Raw genomic sequence first — 19,482 nt, 5'->3', positions numbered from 1 at the left:
CTGCTCCCCTGTGCAGAAGTAGTCACTGAGATCCACAAAGGACACGTGGTCCGGCAGGTCTTCAACCAGTGCGAACGGTGGTTCCGGGGCGCAGGTCTAGGTGTCGCTAGCTGTCCGTGGGCCCGCGGTTCTCCGTGGTCGCACCGCTGGCGGTGGGTGCTGTTTGCTGATGCACGTCCGGGATGCCGTCGTTGTCCGCGTCGCGGGTTTCTTCCTCGTGGATCCGGCGGTACACCGTGTTGCGCATCCGAAGGATCACGGTCGCAACGAGCGCGGACAGCACGGAACCCAGCAGCACGGCCACCTTGGCGTTGCTGTAGTCCGCGCTGCCTTCGCCGAACGACAACTCGCTGACCAGGAGCGAGACGGTGAAACCGATGCCGGCGAGGATGGACAGGCCGACGACGTCGATCCACGACAGGTCGTCGTCCAGATCGGCCTTGGTGAACCGTGCGATCAGCCAGGTGGCCGCGGTGATGCCGATCGGTTTGCCCAGCAGCAGACCGAGCACGATGCCGAGGGTCACGCTGTCCGTGAGGGAGGTGACGAAACCGCTCAGGCCTCCGATCGAGACGCCGGCGGCGAAGAAGGCGAAGATCGGCACAGCGACACCGGTGGACAGCGGCTGCCACCGGTGCTGGAAGATCTCGGCCAGACCAGGGCCCTCGCCGGACTTGCGGATCACCGGCACGGCGAACCCGAGCAGGACGCCCGCCACGGTCGCGTGGACGCCGGAGGCGTGCATCAGCGCCCATGTGGCCACCGCCAGAGGGATGAGCAGCCACCACGACCGGACGCGTCGCTGGACGAGCACGGTGAACAACGCCAGTGGGACGAACATCAGCAGCAACGGCAGCAGCGCCAGGTCATCGGTGTAGAAGAGGGCGATGATCACGATGGCGATCAGGTCGTCCACGACGGCGAGGGTCAGCAGAAACGTCCGCAGCGCGGAGGGGAGGCACCGGCCGATCACTGCGAGCACCGCGAGCGCGAAGGCGATGTCGGTAGCGGTGGGGATGGCCCAGCCGGACAATTCGGGGCCGCCGCCGAGGTTGATCGCGGTGTAGATCAACGCCGGGACGAGGACGCCGCCGAAGGCTGCCGCGATCGGGACTGCGGCGCGGCGGGGATCGCGGAGGTCGCCGGCGACGAACTCGCGTTTGAGCTCCAGGCCCGCGACGAAGAAGAAGATCACCAGCAGGCCGTCGGAGGCCCATTCGGCGAGGCTGAGGCGCAGGTGCAGTGACTCGGGGCCGATTTCCACCGACCGCAACATCTCGTAGACCGGCGCCCACGGTGAGTTCGCCCAGACCAGGCCGACCAGCGCCGCGATCAGCATGATGACGCCGCCGACGGTTTCGAGGCGGAGGAGGTCGGCGATCCGCCGGGTCTCAGGCCACGAACCGCGACTGAACAGCCGGGTCTTCACGGGTTCCAAAACTGACTCCAGGTGTCGTCGGCCGCATCGCCGACCAGACTTCCCGGCACACCATGCCGCTCGTCACGGCAACGGTCCGACCGTACCTGACGACCAGACACTGAGGACGGTTGATGTGATCTTGTCCGAAGCGCGGATCAGCCTGGTGACTCGTCGTTTCCGCGGGTTCGCCAAGCCTGGACGACGGTGGCTGCCGGGCCGAACGCGGCCACGGCCGCACCGAGCGCGATCACCACGATCGACGACAGCGACACGCCCGTGATGACCACCACCAACCCGACCACGTAGATCAGCAGAAGGCTGATCAACCTCAGCACGCGTGGCGTCAGTTGGCGATACAGCGGCGGCGTTGTGGCGAGTTTGGCCGCGAAGGTGGGGTCGTCCTCGGCGAGGCGATGCTCGATGTCGTCCAGCTCGCGCTGCTCGTCCTCCGGCAACCCCACTGTCAGCACCTCCCGAACTCGCCACACCGAACTATCCGCGTCCGCTCAGCGACCTGCCAGCTCCGATTGCAGTGCGGACCGCGCGGCCACCGGTTCGGCGGCGTCTGCCGCGTCCGCGACCGCCAGAGCGGCTGCCTCGCTCGCTTGGGCGACGTCCTTCTCGGCCTGTGCGGTGGCGGCCTCGACTGAGTTGTCGGGCTCGGCGGCGGCCGATCGCGGCAGCGCTTCGGAGAACGCTTTTGAGACGTCGTGCAGCGCGGTGGTGACCTCGCTCGGAATCACCCAGAACGTGTTGCCGGGACCCTGCGCGAGCTGGGGCAGCATCTGCAGGTACTGGTAGGCGAGCAGCTTGGGGTCCGGATCGTTGCGATGCACGGCCTGGAAGACCTGGTCGATCGCGCGGGACTGGCCCTCCGCCTCGAGGATGGTGGCGGCCCGGTGCCCTTCGGCGCGCAACACAGCAGCCTGCTTGTCACCCTCAGCCGTGAGGATCTGCGACTGACGCTGCCCTTCTGCGGTCAGGATCGCGGCCCGCTTGTCACGTTCGGCCCGCATCTGCTTCTCCATCGCCTCCTTGATGCTCTGTGGCGGGTCGATGGCCTTGATCTCGACCCGGTTGACCCGCAGACCCCACTTGCCGGTCGCGTCGTCGAGCACGCCGCGCAACTGGTTGTTGATCGTGTCGCGCGAGGTGAGGGTCTTCTCGAGATCCATCGATCCCACGACGTTGCGCAGGGTGGTGACCGTGAGCTGCTCGACCGCCTGCAGGAAGCTGGCGATCTCGTAGGCGGCGGAGCGAGGATCGGTGACCTGGAAGTACAGCACCGTGTCGATCTGCACGACCAGGTTGTCCTCGGTGATCACCGGCTGCGGCTGGAACGAGACGACCTGCTCACGCAGGTCGATCGCCGGGTATACGCGGTCGACGTAGGGGATGACGAAGTTGAGACCGGGTGTGAGGGTGCGTTGGTACCGGCCCAGACGTTCGACGTTGCGGGCGCGGGCTTGCGGCACGATGCGTACGGCGCGCAGGACGGTGAACGCCGCGAAGATCGCGAGCACGAGTCCGGCGAGAAGCAGTGTGGACATGGCTCACTCCCGTGGATAGACGACGGCAGTGCTGCCGTCGATGTGCAATACGTCGACCGTGCGCCCGGCAGGGATCACGAGGGACTCGTCGTACGGACGAGCCGTCCAGTCCTCACCGCGGATGCGCACCAGACCGTCGTGGTTGTTCACCTCGCGCAGCACGTAGCCGGACGCCCCGACCAACGCCTCGACGCCGAACCGCTCAAGCCGCGGCTGCAGCATCATTCGCCGCGCCCACGGCCTGGCGAGCACGACACCGGCGGCGGACACAACGCTGAACACGACGAGCTGGCCTGGGACCGGCAGACCGATCGCCGCCGTCCCCGCTGTCACCACTGCCGCGACCGCGAGCATGCCCAGTGCCGCGGTGAGTGTGAAGATCTCGGCGATGGCCAGCACCAACGCGATGATCAGCCAGATGAGCCAGGGATCCACCGTGCGACCCTCCCTACGTGGAGGTACGCCTCGAACACTCGACGTCTCCTCACCATCGTCGGCCTGATTCCGTCCGGCCGACAGGCGTCCGCCCGGCCGGTTGGACTGCCGTTGTCTGCCGGTGCCCGGCAATCACGCCCAGGGTCCAGCACGTGGCCATCCGAGCAGGCGCGCGCCGAGCACCGCTACCTGGAGCGTGAACGCCTGGGCTGGGTTGTCGGCGCGATAGCCGGTCAGCTCTCGGACGCGGTCGAGGCGGTAGGTGACTGTGCGCACGCCGATGCCGAGGGCCTGTGCGGTAGTGGTCGTGACTCGACCGGAAGCGAAGTATGAATCCAGCGTGTCCACCAGGCGCTGAGCTCCTCCACGTGCTCCGCGCAACGGCTCCAGCACGGCGGTGACGAGTTCGCCGAGTGCCGCGCTGTCACGCAGAAGTACTTGGTAGACCAGGAGATCCGCCGCTTTGACGAGTCGTTCGTCCAGATTGAGGCGTTCTGCCATGTCGAGGGCGTTGCGCGCCTGCTCGAAGGAACGGACCGCGCCACCGGGGCCGGACTGAGGCTGGCCCAGGCCGACCCGCCAGACGGTGTTGCGTCCCACGACCTCGCCGACCTGACGCGCGAACTCCTCGGGTGCGCCGCCGAGGTCGTGCGGGACGACACACACCAGGAGGCCTTCACGCGCGGCCACGAGGACGTGACGGGAGCTGAACCGCAGGCTCATCGCGGCCTGAACGCTCGTCGTGGCCGCACCCGATTCGAGGAACGGCCGGGACGCCGACGCCGCCGCGACGACGTTCGTGCCGGCGAGCTGCAACCCGTACCGTTCGGCGCGTTCCGCGAGCTGGCCGAGGTCGCGTCCGGTGAGCAGGTCGTCGATGAACTCGCGACGCAGCGATTCGGCCCTGCGGATGGTCCAGCGCTGGTTTTCCTCGTATCCCTTGGTCAGTTCGCCGACTGCGTCCTCGGCCGCCTGGAACACGGCTTCAGCGATTCGTTTCAGGGCGTCGGTGTTCGCAGCGGCGTCCACACCGGGCAAAGTCGCCCAGGTTCGCCCCATCACCCCGAGATGCTCTTTGATCAGCTCGCGGAGTGGCACACCGCGTTCCGCGGCGTCTGCGCCCGCGTCGTGCAGGTCGCGCCGTTCCTTGGCCGAAAGCGGCCTCTTCGCCTGGCTGATGTCCCGGAGCGCCTGGACGAACACCGGAACACCCGCAGGCATCTCGTTCGGCGGTGGGCCGGTCGATCTCCTGGCCATGTGACCTCCGTGGAGTCAGGCGCTAGTGAGTTCAGCGTGGACCTCGGACGCCGATACCACCAACGCCTCATCCATCCATGCATCGACACGTGTCCTGGACACCCCAGGTGGTCCGTGCAGGGGCACCGACACCACGCTCGCGTTGTCGCCGAGCCGGAGTACCCGCAGCCAGCCCGAGTAATCGGCACCCCTGTCAGCGCCCCACTCGGCGCACAGCCGCACCCAGTCGATCGCGATCGGCATCTCGACGTCTCGGTCGCGGAACCGCAGGCGCAGCAGCCGCGGTCCCGACACCTCGGTATCGACTCCTGACGGCAACCACGCGATGTTGGCCAGGTCGGCGGCGATCTCGAACCCGGTGTCGGCGTCAGCGCGTATCGAACAGCTGCGTGGCAACGAGGGCACATTCCTTTGTGGACGTTGAATCTCATGCTGCGAGTTCGGCGACCTGCTGCGCGGGGGGCGGGAAGTTCCTCCATCTCGGGCGTTGTGACGTACCGCTTGACCATGAGGTGCTGGACCTGCTGTCGTGTACCGCGGCAGGGCGCTGCTGGGTCTCGGTGGTAGCTGGCCGCGTACTGGGCGGGGTCGGTGTCCAACTGCGGTCGGGGGTTGGTCCGGCGCGACCTCGTGCCGATCCCCGTAGAGACTCCATGGCTCGACGTGCTGTGCGACCTCTGCCGGGGCGATGGGGCCGCTGTCAGGTGCCCGCCGCCATTCCGGGCAATGGCAGGCGAGGTGAGCTCGACGACGGTTTCGGATCGCTGTTGTACGGACAGCCGCCACTCGAACCCGCGCACGGCGTGTCCGTCGTCCACTTCGCCGAGCGGGCCGTTTCACCCCCGTGCGGTTGCACGAGCTGGTGGTGATCACGAGGTCCGCATCGCCCGAGACGATCACTGCCGCGCTGCGCGGCGCGGTGGTGAGCGACGAGGAACTCGCGCTGATGGACGAACTCGAGTTCGTCGACTCGTTCGAGGACTGGCGTGAGCATCGGGAAGAGCTGTGAAGCCGGGTCCACTTCGGACCGGATCGCACAGCGGCACTCGCGTCGATTCGGCTATCTGGGAACGGTTACCGTTGCAGGCGTTGGCATTTCATGCGTTCGCGCGTGGTAGCCACTAGGCTGGCGGTTGTGTCGACCCGATCGGCACGCAGCGTCAGGGCTCAGGAGGCGATTGCCATGACGACCGCTCACGTTGAACACCCCGCGCACGAGCACACCCACGGCGACAGCTGTGGTCACGTCGCCGTGCCGCACGGCGACCACACCGACTACCTGCACGATGGTCACCTGCATCGCGTGCACGATGGTCATTACGACGAGTGTGAGCCGACTGGGCACTCGGCCCACGACACGCACGACCACACCCACGGTGACGGGTGCGGCCATGTGCGGTACCGCACGGCGACCACACCGACTACGTGCACGACGGTCACCGGCACGCCGCCCACGAGGACCACTACGACGAGCACTGAACGCGGCAAAACGTGCTCATGACCTCCGCGTGCACGCTCGCTTGATCAGCAGCTGCATGCCGTTGAGTGCGACCTCGGTCGGCGAGCTCGCGGAGGCCGTGGAGATGGAGCAGTCCGCGGTCTGCTCGACGAAGCCGTGCACCACATCGAACACATCGGCCTCGACGTCACGGATGACGTCGCCGGTACTGGCTGGCCGTCAGCCGCAGCGGGAACGGGGTTGCGCGCATTCGGCACAGGTTCCCGTGATGGTGACGCGGACGAGCACGTCGGTGAAGCCCAGTGCTTTCTCGGGTGTCCACGCCGGTAGGGGCGACGAGTGCGCCGGGACCTCGACCGTTGAGTGGCAGGCCGAGCAGACGAGGTGGTGGTGAGGTCGGCTGGAGCAGTGGCGGTACCACCGCTGGCCGTGCTCGTCCACCATGACGTCGACGAGGTCTCGGTTCCGGAGGTTCCTGAGTGCTCGGTACACGGTGGAGATCCCGATCGGGTGCTCGAGGCGGGTGATCCGCTGATGCAGGTCGTGCGCCGTGATGAACACGCTTTCGCGTGCGAGAAAGGCCAGCACGAGCCGCGTGCGGCCGCGCGGCAGGTCCTGGTCCATCCGGGGAACTCCGTGGCAGGCGACCGGTGAAACCGTGGCGCCACCGAGCAGTAGGCGGCGCCACGGCGTGTTGTCAGGGTTGGACGGTGAGGGTGTAGGACTTCTGTCCTGTTGAGACGGCCGTGCCGGCGCTCGTGGTCGCGGTCACCTCGAAGACCAGCGTGTAGGTGCCGGCCGCTTCGAACGCCCAGTTCGCGTGGGAGTGGGTGTTGACGGCGACGGCGCGGCTGTCAGGCAGGCCGTTACCGCTGTCGAACCACACGGTGGGGGTGCCGAAGGCGTTGGTGGTGTATGTGCTGAAGTCGGCGGGGCCGGTGATGGAGATCAGCTTGGCCGTCACGCTGTTGCCCTGCAGGACTCCGGTGGGCACGCCCTCGGTGCTGAAGCCTGGCCACAGGATTCCGCTGGCCTGGCTCTGCGGCAGGATCCAGACCGGCGAGCCGGGGGAGCCGAGGAACGAGTAGGCGGAGCTTGCCGGCACGGTCGTCTTGCTCGCGGACACCGCCTCCAGCGTCACGGTGGAGGGGTCGCGGTCGACGGCCGGCGACACGGTGTGGTCGCGGATGTCCAGCGTCAGCGCGCTGCCGGTCCAGTCGATGTCGAGGGCGTCGACGTGGCCGTGGGAGATGGTCACGGCAGCCTGGGCGGTGCCGGTGGCGAACAGGGTCAGGCCGGTGGCGAGCGCCGCGGCGGCGAGAGCGCGGAATCTCATGCGATCACCTTGAACCGGTAGGTGGCGGGTGCCGAGGTGACCTTCTTGCCGGTGGCGGCGAGGGTGCCGCTGACCCGGACGGTGATGGCGTAGTTGCCGGCGGCTTCGAACGCCCAGTTGGCGTGCAGGTGGCTCGCGGCGGGCAGGGTGACCGAGTCGGGCAGGCCGTTGCCGCTGTCGACGAGCACGGTGGGAGCGCCGACCGGGTCGGTGGTGAAGATGCTGAAGTCCGCCGGACCGGAGACGCACTCGATCTTGACGGTCAGCGAGTCGTTGGCGAAGACGCCCGATTGCACTTCCTCGCTGGCGATGCCCGGCCACAGCAGCTGCGGGTCCTCCACCTGGGGAAGTACCCAGACCGGCTTGCCGGGGGCGCCGAGGAACGCGTACGCCGGGTCGTTGGGCACCTCGGTACGTGCCGCGGGCTTCACCGCGAACCGTACCTGCGACGGCTCGTATTCGGTGTCGGTGCCCTCGTCGTGGACGTGGACGTGGAACTGGTTGTCCTCAAAGGCGATGCCGATGACGTCCACGTGCCCGCTGTCGAGCGTGATGGTGGTGGCCGCGGTGGCGGGGCCCGCGCCGCCGATCAGCATTGCCGCTGCCAGCGGCAGGAGGGCGAGACGTGCTCTGGTGCGCACGGTGTGGTGCTCCGTTTCGTGAGGACTGAAGGCCCGAGCGGGCCGCGATGAGCGTCGCACATGACAATCATGTTCAATAGCGACCGAACGGCCGCCGGGGCGCTGCTCCGTTCGGTTGTTGGAAATGATTGTCGTTCCGGTTAGGGTCGCTGTGCCTCGCCGGTCGGCGGGTGTCTGAAGGGGGATCCCATGCAGGTGCGTGCGTTCTCGCGCGCGATCGGGGCGGTGCTCGTCGTCCTGCTGGCCGGCTGCGGCGCCGCGGATGGCGGCGCGTCGGATGGTGTAGCGGTGGTGACGACCACGGAGATCCTGGCGGATCTCGTGCGCAACGTCGGGGGTGAGCGGGTCCGGGTGGACTCGCTGGTGCCGCCCGGCGGCGACCCGCACTCCTACGAGCCTGTTCCGGCTGACGCCAAGAAGGTCGCCAAGGCTGATGTCACCTTCACCAATCACCTGCTGCTCGAGGAGCAGCGCCTGATCAAGGCCATCGACGCCAACATCCGTCCCGGTACGCCGAACGCGTCGCTGGCCGAGGCGTCGGAAACCTACGGGGCGCACGTGATCCCGCTGGTGGAGAACATCGGCCTGGACGTGCTGTGGCTGGGTCTGCGGGTGCGGGGTGACGGCAAGGAGAAGGGCGCCACGCGCACGTCCGACATCCGGCTGACGGCGACTGCGGTGGAAGGACCTGGCGCGCTGGTCGCCTACCTCACCGAGACGCTCGGCAAGCCGGTCGTGTACTTCAACTCACAGGACGGTTTGTCCGACACCGATGCCACGACCTTGCCGCCGGCCGCTCACACCCACATCAACTGGGCGTTCACCAAACCGGGCGTGTACAAGCTGACGCTGGCGGCATCCCTCATCCGCGGTGAGGGGGTCGCACCTACGCCGCTGGGTACGAGCACGTTCACCTTCGCCGTCGGTGTCAATCCCGCCGGTGTCGCGAAGACCGTGCTGGCAGACGGCCACACCGACCTCACGATCGACCTGGACTCCGGTGAGCTGTACACGCTCAACGACATACCGGGTGGAGGGAAGCAGAACGTCGTCGCCGCGGCCGACGCGGTGATCGAAGTGCCCAACAAGGCCATCGTCACCGTCCCGGACGATCCGCGCTTCTCCTTCCTGGGACAGGCGGGCGGCACGGTGCACCAGCTCCCGCAGGCGGTGCTCGGCAAGCACGTCCACGGCGAGATCGACCCGCACCTGTGGCAGAACGTGCGCAACGCCCGCGCCTACGTCGAGTTGATCCGGGACACGATCCGCGGCGCGGACCCGTCCGGCGCCGAGATCTACGACCGCAACGCGCGTGCCTACCTCGACCGGCTCGACGAGCTGGACGCGCACGTGCGCGAGACGGTCGCCCGCATCCCGCGCGAGCGTCGTCAGCTGATCACAACGCACGACGGCTTCGGCTACTTCGCCGCCGCCTACGAGATGACCGTCGCGGGGTTCGTGGTGCCCAACCCCGCTCAGGAACCCAGCGTCGAGGACGTGCGCAAGCTCAGCGAGACGGTGCGCAACCTCAAAGTCCCCGCGGTGTTCATGGAGCCGAACCTCGCGCAACGCGCCTCGGTGCTCAACCAGGTCGCCAAGGACCAGTCGGTCGATGTCTGCGTGCTGTACGGCGATTCCTTCGACGACCGAGTCCGGTCCTATGTGGACATGATGCGGCACAACGCCGATGAGGTGCACCGTTGTCTCGTCTGATGCTGGTACCCGTGCTCGCGCTGCTGCTGATCACGCAGCCTGCCGCCGTCGCGCAAGCAGCCGAACGGGTCGTGATCGAGCACGGTCACGTCGACCTCGGACCACGATTCGTCGACGGACGGTGGACCGTACAACTGCGCGACGACACCGGTGGCGCACCGCAGTGGCGGGATCTTTCCGACGTCGTGCTGCACGTACCCGACGCCGCCAGGACCACCGTGCCGGACGACCAGGCTTACGCCTTCCTCGGCGACCGCGGCAGCGCCGTGTGGGTGCTCCCGCAGGTGGAGCAGAACGGCGTTGTGTGGCCTGGCTGGAACACCCAGGACCCTGAGGTGGCGAAGGCCGTCGATCGCGAGGTCACCTGGCGGCTGCACGGTGTGCGCGGTCCAGGCCGGTTCGCGCTCTTCCTCACCGGCAACTTCGGCGCTCCCCAGCAGATCTTCACCAGCACCACGCCCGCACCACAGGAGACCGGTGTCGAGGTCGGCACGCACGTGCACGGCAACTGGGTGTTCGGCGCGCCCGGCACGTACCTGCTCGACATCGAGATGAGCACCCGCACCAAGGACCGCCGAGAGCTCACCGATCGGCAGGCGCTGCGCATCCACGTCGGCAACACCGATCCCCGTGCCGCGTTCGACGTTCCAGCGGCCCAGCCCGAGCAGCCGAAGGCACAGCCCGCCGGATTCCCGTGGCAGTGGGCCGGGCTGGGCGGCTTGGTGCTGGTGGTCACCGTCGTTGTGGTCGTGCTGCGCCGACGCAGGGGAGAGCGATGAACGAGCCGGTCCTCGACATCCGCGGCCTCACCGTCGACCTGGGCGGCCGCGAGGTGCTGTCCGAAGTGGACCTTCAGCTCCGGCCGGGTGAGCTCGTGGGCCTGATCGGTCCCAACGGAGCGGGCAAGACCACGTTGCTGCGCACGGCATTGGGCTTGATCCCGTCGCGGCTCGGCACGGTGAGCGTTCACGGCCGCGCGGCGAGGCAGGCGCAAGGCACTGTCGGCTCTGTGCCGCAACGCCACGAGTTCGCCTGGGACTTCCCGATCTCGGTCGCCAAAGCCGTGGCCACCGGCCGCACGCACCTGACAGGTCTGCTCCGCAGGCGCACCGAACAGGACCGCGCTGCCGTCGACGCCGCGATCGCCCGCGTGGGCATGGACGAGCTGCGCACGCGACCGGTGGGCGAGCTGTCCGGCGGGCAGCGGCAACGCGTCCTCGTCGCCCGAGCGCTCGCGCTGCGGCCACGGCTGCTGTTGTTGGACGAGCCGTTCACCGGCATCGACGCACCAACGCAGGAACTGCTCAGCGGTCTGCTCAGCGAGCTGCGCGACGAGGGCGTGGCCGTGCTGATGACCACGCACGACCTCGCCGCCGCGACCACGTTGTGTTCGCGGCTGTGCCTGCTCAACCGCACGGTCGTGGCCGACGGTGAACCGGCGGCGCTGGCCGACACCGACATCTGGCTGCGCACCTTCGGCCTCGACCGCGCCGAGCAGCTGCTGCGATCCCTGGGAGTGACTTCATGAACGCGGTCGTCGACCTGCTGGCCGGGCCGTGGGAGTACGACTTCTGGCGGCGAGCACTGCTCGTCGCGCTGCTGTCGGGCCTGGTGTGCGGAGTCGTCGGGACACATGTCGTGCTGCGCGGCATGGCGTTCATCGGCGACGCGGTGGCCCACGCGGTGTTCCCCGGCATCGCCACGGCCTTCGTGCTCGGTACGAATCTCGTGATCGGCGGAGCGGTCGCCGGTGTGGTCACCGCGCTGCTGATCGCCGTGGTCGCGCAGAACCGCAGGCTCAAGGAGGACTCCGTCATCGGGATCTTCTTCGCCGCGGCGTTCGGCCTCGGCATCGTCATCCTCAGCGCCGCTCCGGGCTACGGCGGCTCGCTGGAGTCGTTCCTCTTCGGTTCCATCCTCGGCATCAGCGACGGGGACGTGGTGTCGGTCGCGGTGATCGGCGCGATCCTCCTGCTGACCACCGGCTTGCTCAACGGCAGGCTGGTCGCCGCGACCCTGGACCGCGAACAGGCCCGCGCCGTCGGCCTGCCGGTGTTCTGGCTCGACCTCGCGCTCTACGTGATGGTGACGCTGGCGATCGTGATCTCCCTGCAGGCGGTGGGCAACGTGCTGGTGCTCGCGCTGCTGGTCACTCCCGCCGCCGCGGCGCGACTGCTCACCGACCGGCTCGGCGTCATGATGCTGCTCGCCCCGGCCATCGGCGCGGGCGGCAGCGTGCTGGGCCTGTACCTGTCCTACGCCTTCGACCTGGCCGCGGGTGGGCTCATCGTGCTCAGCCTGACCGGGATCTTCGTCCTGTGCTGGCTGTTCGCGCCCCGCCACGGCCTGGTGCGGCGCCCACGCCGACCGCAGTCCACATCGGACGGTCCGGTCGGCGATCTCGTGGAGGTGAAGTCGTGATCCGCCTGCGATCCGGCGCGATGGCCGGTGTGGCCCTTTCTCTGCTGCTCGTGGCCGTACCGGCGGCCGTGGCCGAGCCGGAGGTGGTGTCAGTTGAGCTGGCTGTTCGCGATCGCGCGCTGCAGGTGACGCCTCTGGAACAGCCGCTGACCGCCTTGGCCGGCGAGCCCGTCCGCCTTCGGCTGGACACCAAGGCGATCCCGCCTGGGACGCTGTTCGGCGACGTGGTGCGCATGCGCGCGACCGGGGTGGATGGCGCCGCGGCGGGAACCGAACCCACATCCGTGCCCGCTTCGGGCGGCGCGACCACGGAATGGGTGTTCGCCACCGAGGGAACGCACACCGTCCGCCTGGACGTAGAGGCATACCTGCTCGACGGCACCCCGGTGCAAGCGCAGTGGCACCAGAAGGTGGAAGTTCAAGCCGCTCGACAACAACCAATGCAACTGCCCGACGTTGCCACCGCACCACTTGCGGCGGCCGAAGCGCCTCCCGCCGCGTTGGAGGCCCCTGCGGTCGCCGCCGCGGCACAGCCTCCCGTGGCGACCGGCAAGGTCACCGTCGAACGCGGCCACGTCGACGCCCTCGCGCCCCGGCTGATCGACGGCGGGCTTCGGGTCCACGTCAAGGACGGCAGCGCTGTCGGCACCGTGGTCTGGCGCGAGCCGATCGATGTCGAGTTCAAGGTCACCGATGCTGCGCGTGTGGCCTTGCCGGACGCGCCCGCGCTGTCGTTCCTCGGCGCCGCGGGCGGGCAGATCCACCTGCTGCCGCAACAGGAACAGCCCGGCGTCCTGTGGATCGGCTGGTCGACAGAGGAACTCAAGCCCGCCGACATCACCGGACCGGTCACGTGGTCGCTCACGTCCGTCGCCGGGCCCGGACCCTTCGGGCTGTTCACCACGGGCTCGTTCGGCGCGCACTCGGTCATCTTCAACAGCACCGACGGCCTGCCCGACACGCACTCCGTCGCACTCGGCACGCACGCACACGCCAACTGGGCGTTCGGCAAACCCGGCCGCTACAAGCTGGACTTCGCCGTGTCGGCCACCAAGACGGACGGCAGCACGGTCCAGGACAAGGAGAGCTACACCTTCCTCGTCGGCGACACCACCTCGACCGCCACCCCGGACAACAACACCACGCGCGATGGCAGGCGAAACACCACCCTCGCCTCGACTGGGCCCGCGGGCTCCCCGGCTGCTGCCACCGCGCTGGCACTAGGGCTGATCGTCACCGGAACAGCGGTCATGGTCCTCACCCGCCGCCGCACCGCCAAGGAGACGTCGTGAGCTCGTACCGCAGCGGCCTCGCGCTGGCCGCCGTCACCGTGCTGGCCGGGCTCGCCGTCGCGTCGTTCGCACCCGCGGTGGCCGAGAACTCGACCACGGTGGTCGACCACGGGCACGTCGATCTGATGTCCGGCGTGCTCGTCGACGGCCAGCTCTCCATGCGGTTCAAGGACGGCAGCGTCGAACCACCTGTGCTGCGCGACCCCGAAACGGTGGTCACGCACCTCAAGCCGGAAGCCCGGCTGCAGATCCCCGACCTGCCCGAGTACGCCTTCCTCGGACCCGCCGGCAGCGACATCTGGGTCAGCCCCGAGGTGCAGGACCCCAACCTCGTCTGGGCCGGCTGGAACTCCGAGTCGCTGCTGGCCACGGAGATCACGCCCGGCTCGGTGAAATGGAGCCTCGACGCGGTCGGCGGCACCACACCGGGCACCAAAGCACCCGGCAACGTCACCGTCTTCCAGACCGACTCCTTCGGCGCACCGCTGCCCAGGATCTTCGACACCGCCCTGCCACTGCCGCAGACTCACCAGCTGGACCTCGGCATCCACGCCCACGCCAACTGGACCTTCTCCGCCGAGGGCGTCTACCGGCTGACGTTCTCCCTGCAAGCCACAACCACATCGGGCCAGCCCCTCAAGGACACGGCCACTTACGCCATTGCCGTCGGCGCGATCGACCCCACCACGGTGATCCCCGGCGAGGGCAACCCACCGTCCTCGAGCACGACAACAGCCACCACCACGACGACAACCGTCACAACGACCACCACGACATCGACGACCAGTTCGACGACCACGTCCACCAGCACGACGCCGACGCCGTGCGCGGTGCTCGCCGACGGACACGTCGACCTCATCGCCCCCGCGTTGGTCGACGGCGCACTGCGCACCAGGATCAAGGACGGCACCGCAGGGCCCGACAAGGCGGTCTGGCGTGAGCCCGCGGACGCCGTGATCCACGTCGTGCCACAAGCCCGCAACACCATCCCCGCGGACCCCGCTTTCGCGTTCCTCGGCACGAGCGGCCAACCGGTGTGGCTCATCCCCCAAACCCAGATCCCCGGCATCGTCTGGGCAGGCTGGAACACCGAATCACTGCGCCCGCAAGACGTGTCCGGCGACATCGCCATCAAGCTCACCGCGGTGGACGGCCCCGGACAGGTCGCCGTGTTCCTCACCGGCCTCGCCCCGACCGTGCTGATCCACACCGGCGACGGGTTGCCCGACACCCTGTCGGTGGCTCCCGGGACCCACGCCCACGCCAACTGGGCGTTCACCCACGAGGGAATCTACAAGCTGACGGTTGAGGTGGCCGCTACCCGCGCCGACGGGCAGTCCGCTGTGGACACCGACGTGTTCACGATCGCGGTCGGGGCGGTGGACCCGAAGTCCGCATCCGGCCGCCAATGCACATCACCCACTCCCACAACGGCGACAACCACCGGCACGACACACACCCCGCCCACCATCACCACCTCACCGCGAGCGGTCGCCTCCGGGCTCGCCAGCACCGGTGCCGGACCACTCGGCCTGGTGGTCGGCACCGGCATGCTGCTCTTCACCGGCGGAGTCGTCGTGCTGTTGCTGTCCCGGTCCCGCCGGTCCCGCCGGTCCCGTTCGGAGAGCTGAGGCAATCGATGGAGATCGATCACGTGGTGCTCGCCGCCCGGACGAAGGCCGATGCCGAGGAGGTGCTCAGCCAGGCCGGACTGGGTATCGCCCGCGGCCGAGTCATTCCGGGCCTCGGACTGTCCAACCTCGTCGTACCGCTGGGGCAGGGCCTGCTGGAGATTCACTACCCGAACGGTGAGCCTCCCGCGCCGGCATCCCCGCCGCTGCTCGACTTCGACAAGGAGGCTCTCGCCGCGAACCCATCGGCACCGTTGGTCCCGATGGCGTGGCTGGTGTTGATGCAGGACGAGCGGCGCCTGCGCGAGCTCGCCGCCGCGAACGACATGTCCGTGCTCGAGGTGCCGGCTGAAGGTCCCGGTTTCCCGCCGTACACGCTCGCGGGCTTCGGTGCGAACTTCGACCGGCGATGGCTGCCGTGCCTCATCCACTGGCCGGAAGGCCCGCCTGCACTCAGTGCCGCACACCGGCACGAACCCATTGGTATCACCCGCATTGATGTGGCAGGTCCGGCCGATGACATTCGACGCTGGTGCGGAGGAGAGCCTCGTGGTCTGAACACGGTGCCTGGCACTGCGGGACCGCTGCGGGTCGAGATCGGCTTCGTCGACGGAACGACCCTCACCTTGGGGCCGGCCACCGGCCAGTAGGCAGCGATCACCGACGCCCTGGCGCTTTCAGTGGCAGGGCCTCACCCATTCGGGGTGCAAATACCGCGGCATGTGGTGTATTTGCGCGTGCCATCCGCCCTCTTCGAGGTATCCGCACAAAGGGGGCCCACGATGGCTGGACCGGTCAGACGGAACATCGCCCACCTCACGCCAGCCGAGCGGCAGGCGTTCATCGATGCCCTGCTGCAAGCCGACCTGCACGCCTTCCCCGGAGGAGTGTCCTACTGGGACAAGCAGGACGAGATCCACCAGTCGACCCACAACCACGGCGGCAACTCCTTCCTGCCGTGGCACCGGGAGCTCTGCAACCGCTTCGAGGCACTGCTGCAGCAGTCGAACCCCGATGTCGCCCTGCACTACTGGGACTGGACACAGGACCCGCGCGCCGCGTCAGACGGCCAAGGCGGCACCGTCGACCTCTCGTCCAGCACCCTCTTCGGCACGATGAACGGAATGGTCGACGGACCGTTGGCGGCGCTGCACAACGGCGGCGTGCTCGCGGGCAGCCGCGAGCAGACCGGAAACCCGGCCGATCCACCGCAATCCGTCCAGCGCAACGCGGGCGCCGGAGCACCGGGGATCAGCTCCGACGCGTCGATCATCGGCAGTGCCGACGCCCTGCCCCGAGCTCAGCAGTGGGAAGCGTTCCGAAACGAGCTGGAGGGATGGCACGGCAGTGCGCACGGCTACGTCGGCGGTGACATCGGTGGCCAGCACCAGGCTTTCGAAGATCCGTTCGTGTTCCTGTTGCACAGCAACGTCGACCGGTTGTTCGCGATGTGGCAGGCGCAGCCGGGGCAGGAGTGGCGGCTCGATCCGGACCAGGTGTACGGCGACCAGTCCGGCACCACAGGGCAGGGCAGCATCCTGGATCCGATGCAGCCGTGGAACGGCACCGTCCAGTTCGGTTCACCGATCGACCCGTGGGTCGGCGCGTCACCCAGCATCGAGAGCAAGAACTGCCGCCACCCTTCGGTGGTTCGGCCGCCCTGTTACGACACCCTCCCGCTGACTGTGGAACAGGTCTCGCCGGCGGTCGGTGACCCGATCCGGTTCCTCGACGTGATCGAGCACCTGCCGACCGCTCGCGCGCTCCGGCTGCGGGTGCGCGGCTGCACCGAGGTGACCGCCACCGCTTCGGTGACCGCCCCGTTCACCGTCCTGTCCGCCTCCGTCACCTCGCCGCACCCCGCCGGCTTCGAGACCACGGAGTTGCTGGTCTGGGTCCTGTACACGCCGGGCGCCGCCGGTTCGTCGGACTCCGGCACGCTGACCGTCACCATCACCGAGACCGGTGATGTCTTCACGGTCCCGGTGACCGCGACGGTAGTTGCCAACCCGACCGTCGCCACCTCGCTGGTTCTGGACCGCTCTGGCAGCATGAGCGCCACCTCCGGCCTGCTCGGCAAGACCCGCATGGACGTGCTGCACGATTCCGCGCCGCTGTTCGTCGCGCTGCTCGACGACAACGACGCCATCGGCGTCGTTCGTTTCGACACCGATGCCGCCGAAGCCGCACCTGTCACAGACGCCGGCCCCATGATCGGCGGAGCCGGCCGTCTCGCGGCCTCCACCGCGGTCACTGGGACGCTGACCAACCCGAACGGGCTCACCGCCATCGGCGACGGCCTGGAGAGCGCCGCCGCCCAGCTCGCACCGATCGCGATGGACTACGACCACATCGCCACCGTGGTGTTCACCGACGGCCATGAAACAGCCGACAAGACCATCGCCGCTGCGGCTTCTTCCGTGCACAGCCGCGTCTTCGCCATCGGCCTCGGCACCGCCGACCAGCTCAACCCCGGCGCCTTGTCGGACATCGCCAACGGCACCGGCGGTTACCTGCTGCTCACCGGCAACCCCGGCGCGGACGACCAGCTCCTGCTGCAGAAGTACTTCGCCCAGGTACTGGCCGGAGCGACGAACGCCGCCATCGTGGTCGACCCGGACGGCTTCGTACCGGTCGGCGGCAAGGTCGTCGTGCCGTTCCTGCTCACCGCCGCCGACATCCGCGCCGACGTGCTGGTGCTCGGTGAGGCGGCGCGGGCCCTTCGCGTGGAGCTCATCGCACCGGACGGCTCCACCGCGAGCCCGGTGGAGGTCGTCGATGAGGCCTACCGCGTGCTGCGCGTGGCAGGCCAGGCGGGGGAGTGGCAGGCCGTGATGTCCGTGGACGACCGCCAACTCGACAACTGGATCACCGAACTGCGCAAGCGCCTCGCCGACCGCAAACGCGGCGGGCAGCTGTTCGAGCGGATCGTGATGGGGATCAAGGCCAACGGCGTGCCGTTCACGCTGTCCGTCCAGGCCCGCAGCGCGCTGCGGCTCGGCGTGGCGCTGAGCCAGGGCTCCCGGCTGCCGGGCGCCCCGGCAAAGCTGACGGCGACGTTGACGGACAGCGGGATCCCGTTGTCCTCCGCGGCCGTGAGCGCAGTGGTGACCGGTCCCAGCGGAGGTCAGGCGGTCATGCCACTGTCCGGGCAGGAGCCCGGGGTCTTCGCTGTCTCGATTCCCACCGCCGAGTCCGGGGTGTATCGCGTGCTGGTCCGTGCGAGCGGTGCGGATCTGCGCGGCACGGGGTTCACCCGCGAGGAACTCCGGACCTTCGCCGTCTGGGCGCGAGGTGACGAAGCGCCTCCGCTGGTGATCGACCCTCGACCCCGGCCCGGCCACGATCTGGACGGCTGCGCGTTCCTGCTCTGCCTGCTGGAGAACGACGGCGTGCGCCGGCTCCTGGAACGGAACAAGATCGACCCCGACCGCGTTGCCGCCTGCGTCAAGTCCGCTTGTCGTTAGGCGACAGCGTCGCTGATCCTGCGAGCAACACGTTGAAACAGGTCAAAGTGCTCGACGCCACCGTCGAGCACGTCGGCCGTTCGCCGTTCGCCTTCGGGCGGCCTCCAAGCTGCTCAACAGGCGCGACCACAAGTGGTGGTACCTGGCGACGATCGAGCCGAGGCGAGTGGCTCGGCGTGATCCGCGACGTCGGCCTACGCTCGATGTTCATCCACCTTCGCGGTCACGAGACGGACCACTACCCGGCGCGGAACACATCCGGCTCGAGACAGATGACGCGCGCGATCGGGACTGCGGTCCGCACACGTTGCTCGGCGGCGTCGATGGCCGTTGCAATGTCGGCACCTGTGGCGGACTTGCTGATGGCGATCTTGGCGGCGACGAGCTGCTGCACCAGCTCGGTCGCACCGCCGAGGTGGGCGACGAGATCGCGATCTTGGCGGCGTGACCGTGCTCGTCACCATGGTGGCGCGCAATGTGCCGGACACCGTGGTCCTGACGTCGCCACTCCCGGAGGAGGCCCGATGAGCACCGGAACGCCGGCGCGGCAGGCGGTAGCCACTCCCAAAGCACGGCCTGCCTCGCCACCCTCGAAACCTCAAGCCTCTCCCAAAAGAGCCGTGCGGGCGGTCACACCGTTCCTACCCTTGGTACATGAGGCTGTTGCTGTGGTTCATGCTGGCGTGCTTGTGCGCGCTCAGCGGTGACCACTTGCTCGCCGTCGTCACGGCAATGAGGTGATCTCACCAACGGAGATTCTCGCGCTGAACGCCTGACGTGCGCGGGAGCGCGTGGCCGTGCGTCGCGACGGGTTGCAGGGCCTGGAAGAAGAAGGACGGGGAGTCCTGGTAGGACTGGAT

General features: G+C 68.5%; 20 protein-coding genes. 9 read left to right on the top strand and 11 right to left on the bottom strand.

What is annotated here, in order from left to right:
* Positions 1–106 precede the first annotated feature (106 nt).
* The 6 genes from nhaA to ABFX45_RS42730 form a co-directional block, all read right to left on the bottom strand.
* Positions 107–1,438 carry a Na+/H+ antiporter NhaA gene (gene nhaA / locus ABFX45_RS42755; protein WP_346136752.1) on the bottom strand — a complete coding sequence of 444 codons (1,332 nt, stop codon included), beginning with the start codon at positions 1,436–1,438 and terminating at the stop codon, positions 107–109.
* 137 nt (positions 1,439–1,575) lie between these two features.
* Positions 1,576–1,881: a DUF3040 domain-containing protein gene (locus ABFX45_RS42750; protein ID WP_346136750.1), complete on the bottom strand. Its 306-nt coding sequence runs from the start codon at positions 1,879–1,881 to the stop codon at positions 1,576–1,578.
* Between the two features lie 45 nt (positions 1,882–1,926).
* On the bottom strand, positions 1,927–2,970 hold the full coding sequence (locus ABFX45_RS42745) for an SPFH domain-containing protein (RefSeq protein WP_112227568.1): 1,044 nt from the start codon (positions 2,968–2,970) through the stop codon (positions 1,927–1,929).
* A gap of 3 nt (positions 2,971–2,973) precedes the next feature.
* Positions 2,974–3,405: an NfeD family protein gene (locus tag ABFX45_RS42740; RefSeq protein WP_346136748.1), complete on the bottom strand. Its 432-nt coding sequence runs from the start codon at positions 3,403–3,405 to the stop codon at positions 2,974–2,976.
* A 132-nt stretch (positions 3,406–3,537) separates the two neighbouring features.
* On the bottom strand, positions 3,538–4,662 hold the full coding sequence (locus ABFX45_RS42735) for a PucR family transcriptional regulator (protein WP_346136746.1): 1,125 nt from the start codon (positions 4,660–4,662) through the stop codon (positions 3,538–3,540).
* Positions 4,663–4,677: 15 nt separating this feature from the next.
* Entirely contained in the window at positions 4,678–5,058 is a 381-nt protein-coding gene (locus ABFX45_RS42730; RefSeq protein ID WP_346136744.1) for a hypothetical protein, read from the bottom strand.
* Between the two features lie 448 nt (positions 5,059–5,506).
* Between ABFX45_RS42730 and ABFX45_RS42725 the strand changes: the two genes are divergently transcribed.
* Positions 5,507–5,671, top strand: coding sequence for a hypothetical protein (locus ABFX45_RS42725; RefSeq protein WP_346136742.1), 165 nt, complete (start codon positions 5,507–5,509; stop codon positions 5,669–5,671).
* Positions 5,672–6,157: 486 nt separating this feature from the next.
* Here ABFX45_RS42725 and ABFX45_RS42715 read toward each other — a convergent pair whose 3' ends face one another.
* The 4 genes from ABFX45_RS42715 to ABFX45_RS42700 all read right to left on the bottom strand — a co-directional run bounded on the left by ABFX45_RS42715 (position 6,158) and on the right by ABFX45_RS42700 (position 8,098).
* Positions 6,158–6,295: a hypothetical protein gene (locus ABFX45_RS42715; RefSeq protein WP_346136740.1), complete on the bottom strand. Its 138-nt coding sequence runs from the start codon at positions 6,293–6,295 to the stop codon at positions 6,158–6,160.
* Positions 6,296–6,340: 45 nt separating this feature from the next.
* The gene (locus ABFX45_RS42710) at positions 6,341–6,745 is read right to left on the bottom strand and encodes a Fur family transcriptional regulator (RefSeq protein WP_109639425.1); all 405 of its coding nucleotides are present in this window, start codon (positions 6,743–6,745) and stop codon (positions 6,341–6,343) included.
* 73 nt (positions 6,746–6,818) lie between these two features.
* Positions 6,819–7,457, bottom strand: coding sequence for a choice-of-anchor M domain-containing protein (locus ABFX45_RS42705; protein WP_346136738.1), 639 nt, complete (start codon positions 7,455–7,457; stop codon positions 6,819–6,821).
* On the bottom strand, positions 7,454–8,098 hold the full coding sequence (locus tag ABFX45_RS42700) for a choice-of-anchor M domain-containing protein (protein WP_211337544.1): 645 nt from the start codon (positions 8,096–8,098) through the stop codon (positions 7,454–7,456). The genes ABFX45_RS42705 and ABFX45_RS42700 overlap by 4 nt, the downstream gene beginning before the upstream one ends.
* 189 nt (positions 8,099–8,287) lie before the next feature.
* Between ABFX45_RS42700 and ABFX45_RS42695 the strand changes: the two genes are divergently transcribed.
* The 8 genes from ABFX45_RS42695 (at position 8,288) to ABFX45_RS42660 (ending at position 18,622) form a co-directional block, all read left to right on the top strand.
* The gene (locus ABFX45_RS42695) at positions 8,288–9,811 is read left to right on the top strand and encodes an anchored repeat ABC transporter, substrate-binding protein (RefSeq protein WP_109639422.1); all 1,524 of its coding nucleotides are present in this window, start codon (positions 8,288–8,290) and stop codon (positions 9,809–9,811) included.
* Positions 9,799–10,590 carry a TIGR03773 family transporter-associated surface protein gene (locus tag ABFX45_RS42690; protein WP_215732364.1) on the top strand — a complete coding sequence of 264 codons (792 nt, stop codon included), beginning with the start codon at positions 9,799–9,801 and terminating at the stop codon, positions 10,588–10,590. The genes ABFX45_RS42695 and ABFX45_RS42690 overlap by 13 nt, the downstream gene beginning before the upstream one ends.
* Complete coding sequence (locus ABFX45_RS42685; RefSeq protein ID WP_346136735.1) at positions 10,587–11,339, top strand: anchored repeat-type ABC transporter ATP-binding subunit; 753 nt, start codon at positions 10,587–10,589, stop codon at positions 11,337–11,339. The genes ABFX45_RS42690 and ABFX45_RS42685 overlap by 4 nt, the downstream gene beginning before the upstream one ends.
* On the top strand, positions 11,336–12,232 hold the full coding sequence (locus ABFX45_RS42680; RefSeq protein WP_109639419.1) for an anchored repeat-type ABC transporter permease subunit: 897 nt from the start codon (positions 11,336–11,338) through the stop codon (positions 12,230–12,232). Before ABFX45_RS42685 ends, ABFX45_RS42680 begins: the two co-directional genes overlap by 4 nt.
* The gene (locus ABFX45_RS42675) at positions 12,229–13,524 is read left to right on the top strand and encodes a choice-of-anchor M domain-containing protein (protein ID WP_346136733.1); all 1,296 of its coding nucleotides are present in this window, start codon (positions 12,229–12,231) and stop codon (positions 13,522–13,524) included. The genes ABFX45_RS42680 and ABFX45_RS42675 overlap by 4 nt, the downstream gene beginning before the upstream one ends.
* Entirely contained in the window at positions 13,521–15,155 is a 1,635-nt protein-coding gene (locus ABFX45_RS42670) for a choice-of-anchor M domain-containing protein (protein WP_346136731.1), read from the top strand. The genes ABFX45_RS42675 and ABFX45_RS42670 overlap by 4 nt, the downstream gene beginning before the upstream one ends.
* Positions 15,156–15,163: 8 nt before the next feature.
* A complete protein-coding gene (locus ABFX45_RS42665; protein WP_346136729.1) occupies positions 15,164–15,805 on the top strand; it encodes a VOC family protein in 642 nt (213 codons plus the stop codon).
* A gap of 132 nt (positions 15,806–15,937) precedes the next feature.
* Positions 15,938–18,622 (top strand): tyrosinase family protein, encoded by a 2,685-nt coding sequence (locus tag ABFX45_RS42660; protein ID WP_346136727.1) that lies wholly within the window; start codon positions 15,938–15,940, stop codon positions 18,620–18,622.
* 238 nt (positions 18,623–18,860) lie between these two features.
* On the opposite strand, the gene ABFX45_RS42655 is transcribed toward ABFX45_RS42660, so the two are convergent.
* Entirely contained in the window at positions 18,861–19,016 is a 156-nt protein-coding gene (locus tag ABFX45_RS42655) for a hypothetical protein (protein ID WP_346136725.1), read from the bottom strand.
* Between the last annotated feature and the right edge of the window lie 466 nt (positions 19,017–19,482).

It is taken from the genome of Lentzea roselyniae, from assembly GCF_039537795.1.
Lineage (GTDB): Bacteria > Actinomycetota > Actinomycetes > Mycobacteriales > Pseudonocardiaceae > Lentzea > Lentzea atacamensis.
The sequence above is the reverse complement of the archived record's forward strand: the minus strand, read 5'-3'. Positions and strand labels throughout refer to the sequence as shown.

Excerpts from the sequence above, each read along its gene's own strand:
- ABFX45_RS42745 (WP_112227568.1), bottom strand. The coding sequence starts at position 2,970 with ATGTCCACACTGCTTCTCGCCGGACTCGTGCTCGCGATCTTCGCGGCG.
- ABFX45_RS42735 (WP_346136746.1), bottom strand. The coding sequence starts at position 4,662 with ATGGCCAGGAGATCGACCGGCCCACCGCCGAACGAGATGCCTGCGGGT.
- ABFX45_RS42710 (WP_109639425.1), bottom strand. The coding sequence starts at position 6,745 with ATGGACCAGGACCTGCCGCGCGGCCGCACGCGGCTCGTGCTGGCCTTT.
- ABFX45_RS42705 (WP_346136738.1), bottom strand. The coding sequence starts at position 7,457 with ATGAGATTCCGCGCTCTCGCCGCCGCGGCGCTCGCCACCGGCCTGACC.
- ABFX45_RS42695 (WP_109639422.1), top strand. The coding sequence starts at position 8,288 with ATGCAGGTGCGTGCGTTCTCGCGCGCGATCGGGGCGGTGCTCGTCGTC.
- ABFX45_RS42685 (WP_346136735.1), top strand. The coding sequence starts at position 10,587 with ATGAACGAGCCGGTCCTCGACATCCGCGGCCTCACCGTCGACCTGGGC.
- ABFX45_RS42680 (WP_109639419.1), top strand. The coding sequence starts at position 11,336 with ATGAACGCGGTCGTCGACCTGCTGGCCGGGCCGTGGGAGTACGACTTC.
- ABFX45_RS42665 (WP_346136729.1), top strand. The coding sequence starts at position 15,164 with ATGGAGATCGATCACGTGGTGCTCGCCGCCCGGACGAAGGCCGATGCC.
- ABFX45_RS42660 (WP_346136727.1), top strand. The coding sequence starts at position 15,938 with ATGGCTGGACCGGTCAGACGGAACATCGCCCACCTCACGCCAGCCGAG.